The 2107-nt window shown below is 51.7% G+C and carries 2 protein-coding genes and 1 pseudogene; 2 read left to right on the top strand and 1 reads right to left on the bottom strand.

Annotated elements, in window-relative coordinates; genetic code table 11:
- Nucleotides 1-526, top strand: a 526-nt coding sequence (locus QVP67_RS11995) for an ABC transporter permease (protein WP_288180167.1), incomplete at its 5' end; no start/stop codon positions are given.
- A gap of 126 nt (nt 527-652) precedes the next feature.
- Nucleotides 653-1330: an ABC transporter ATP-binding protein gene (locus QVP67_RS11990; protein WP_022163804.1), complete on the top strand. Its 678-nt coding sequence runs from the start codon at nt 653-655 to the stop codon at nt 1328-1330.
- 143 nt (nt 1331-1473) lie between these two features.
- Here the strand turns inward: QVP67_RS11990 and QVP67_RS11985 are convergent.
- Nucleotides 1474-2013: pseudogene (locus tag QVP67_RS11985) on the bottom strand (carbamoyl-phosphate synthase domain-containing protein); the annotation flags it as partial.
- Nucleotides 2014-2107: the final 94 nt, after the last annotated feature.

The following is a 2107-nucleotide window of genomic DNA, read 5'->3' as shown; positions in this document are numbered from 1 at the left end:
CTTGCATTTTCTGCTGAAAGAGCCTTTCGCCGAGAACCTGCAACGTCTGACGAAGGATGCTGCCGAAGCCTTCCCCGACAAGACCATCGACTTCACTTCGATGGAAGAGAGCATGAATATGCTGTACAACCCCGTCCGCGTGTTCCGCAACGCTACAGTAGTGGCTGGCGTCGTGATGTTCTTCATCATGCTTATGGGATTGCTGGGCTACACAGCCGACGAAGTGCAGCGCCGAAGCAAGGAGATAGCCATCCGCAAGGTGAACGGTGCGGAAGCATCTTCCATCCTCAGCCTGCTGGGGCGCGATGTGCTTTGGGTGGCCGGCCCTGCGGTATTGGTAGGTGTAGCAGCGTCGTGGTATGTCAACTCCCTGTGGATGGAGATGTTCAGCGCACAGGCATCGATGTCGGCTGTCGCCTATGTGCTGATAGGGCTGATTGTGCTGGCAGTTATCATGGCTTGCGTATTGTGGAAGTCGTGGCGCATAGCGAATGAGAATCCGGTGCTGAGTATTAAGAGCGAATAAACTATAATTTAATGAAGAATGAAGAACGAAGAATGAAGAATTTGCCCTGCGGTACAAATTTTTCTTTCCGAAATCTTCATTTCCAATTCTTCATTCTTCATTCTTAATTCTTCATTTTATACTATTATGATCGAAATCAACAACCTTAGCAAAGTTTTCCGTACGACGGAAGTAGAAACCGTAGCATTGAACCAAGTAAACCTTCATGTGGACGAGGGTGAGTTTGTAGCCATCATGGGACCGTCGGGCTGTGGCAAGTCGACCCTGCTGAACATCCTCGGTCTGTTGGATAATCCTACCTCGGGCAGTTATAAACTGTTGGGGCAGGAGGTAGCCGATCTGCGCGAAAAAGACCGTACACGCGTCCGTAAGGGCAAGATAGGCTTCGTCTTCCAGAGCTTCAACCTGATAGACGAACTGAACGTATTCGAGAACGTGGAGCTGCCATTGACCTATCTCGGCATCAAGGCTGCCGAACGTAAACAGCGTGTACACGACATTCTGAAGCGTATGGCCATCAGCCATCGGGCGCAGCACTTCCCCCAGCAGCTATCGGGCGGACAGCAGCAGCGTGTAGCCATTGCCCGTGCTGTAGTGACCAATCCTAAACTGATACTGGCCGACGAGCCTACCGGTAACCTCGACTCGAAGAACGGTGCCGAGGTCATCAAACTGCTGAGCGAACTGAACAGCGAAGGCACTACCATCATCATGGTGACCCACTCGCAACACGATGCTTCCTTTGCCCACCGCACAGTGCATCTGTTTGACGGTAGTGTGGTGGCGAGCAATAAAAACCTGTAAATAAATGAAGAATGAAGAACGAAAAATGAAGAATTTGCCCTGCGGTGCGACTTCTTCAATCGTGATTCTTCGATCGAAGAATGAAGAATGTCGGCTTCGCCTCCGAATGAAGAATTGCCATGCGGCGCCGCAGCGCAGCCTGATTCTTCATTCTTCATTCTTAATTCTTCATTATCATCGAATACGATGCGCCCCATCATCACCCCATGCTCGCGCAACACCTTGGTCAGTTCGCGGGTGTCGATGCCCGTGATGCCGGGCACTTGCTCGCGCTTCAACCAATCGGCCAGGCTTTCTACAGCATTCCAGTGGCTGTAGTTCTCCGAGTAGTCACTGACGATGATAGCTTCGGCATGAATCTTCTCACTCTCCATGAAAGTGGCCAGTCCGTTGGCTTCGATGGTGAAAGGAGGTACGCCGTAGTTGCCCACCAGCGGGTAGGTCAGGGTCATCAACTGTCCGGCATACGAGGGGTCGGTCAGGCTCTCGGGATAACCCGTCATAGCCGTGTTGAATACCACCTCGCCTGCTACCGGCTTTTCATAACCGAACGAACGGCCGCGGAAAACGGTACCGTCGGAGAGGATAAGGGAGCACGCACGTCCCTCGGGCCTCACCCCCTTCCCCTCTCCCAAGGAGAGGGAGGAGGAAGAATGTAAATTAGTTGAATGCTGATTAGTCATGTTGTATATATAATAAGGTATAGTTGTACATATAATAAAGTATCATACGATATGCCCTCTCCTCCCCCTCTCTTTGGGAGAGGGGGCCGGGGGG

Origin of the sequence: Bacteroides sp. CAG:633 (assembly GCF_000435115.1) — a bacterium.
Classification (GTDB): Bacteria; Bacteroidota; Bacteroidia; order Bacteroidales; family Bacteroidaceae; genus Bacteroides; species Bacteroides ndongoniae.
This window is presented reverse-complemented; position numbering and strand designations above follow the sequence as displayed.